This window comes from Acinetobacter sp. 228, from assembly GCF_048147885.1.
In genome coordinates, this window is sequence record NZ_JAYWYV010000552.1 from 1 (window position 1) to 1,073 (window position 1,073).

Consider the following 1,073-nt stretch of genomic DNA (forward strand, 5'->3'; position numbering starts at 1 on the left):
TAAGCATGCGCAAGGTCAGCCATAATGGTATTTAAAGACCATTCATCAATCACCATGTGGTGAACTAAAAACGATAGAGTTTGGCGACCTTTAGCATTCCGAATTAAACGAATTCTTAAGGGAAGTTCACGGGTTAAATCAAATTTATATGAAGCTTCACTTGCAAGCGTTGCATCGTGACTTTCGGCACTGTTCCAAAACCATTTGAATTGTTTAAGTTCAGATGTAGGAATAACCTGTTGATAGGTTTGACCATTGGCGCTATTAAAAATTGTGCGTAAACCTGCATGGCGCTCAACAATATCTGTAAAGGCTTGAAAGAAAATATCTTCATTAATTTCTTCAAGGAATTCTACGGCAAATGGTAAGTTATAAATTGGGCTAAAATCGAATGCAGAATAAGCTTGCCACAGGAAATCTTGAGCTAAAGTAAGCGGGGCTTTATCGATACTTTGTAAGGTGGATTTGTCAGTTTTTGCAGATTTAACGAAAGCATATTGGGCTAAATCAGCAGCAGATGGAGATTTAAAGAAATCATTAAATTGAATCTCAATTCCGTGTTTATTAAGTAGATTTCCAATAATTCGTGTTGCTAATAGTGAATGGCCACCAAAATCAAAAAAGTCATCATGCTGACTCATTTCTGGTTCAGCGAGCGTATTTCGAAACTCTTCTAAAATAATTTCTGACACATAGTTTTGGTTAGCTTGTTCTGGCGCTTTTGTAGAACTTGTATCTAGATGATGTGCGATATCAATTTCTGTCAGCACCAATGGCACATTATTGGATGAATATTGTTGATATCGATTTTGTATAGCCTGAATGAAATCTGACTTTTGATAGCTTTCATCAAGAATCGGGTGGAGCGCTAAAATAAGGAAATAGTCTAGTTCAGTTTCTACGAGACTTGTAAAAAAAGGGGGATGGAATTCTGCATTCCATGCTTGCGCTTTTAAGGTATTTACCTGCTCAAATACGTGTTCTGTATTGCTCTTTTTTAATTCTAGGCAAGCTGAATGGTCATCAAATGGATATTTGTATAAATCACCTTCGTCACTAAATGTATAGCGAAC

1 protein-coding gene is annotated in these 1,073 nt (G+C 36.5%); it reads right to left on the reverse strand.

Annotated elements, in window-relative coordinates:
* Window positions 1-1,073 (reverse strand): condensation domain-containing protein (locus tag VXQ92_RS20715; RefSeq protein ID WP_416683039.1); only part of this gene is annotated, 1,073 nt, incomplete at both ends.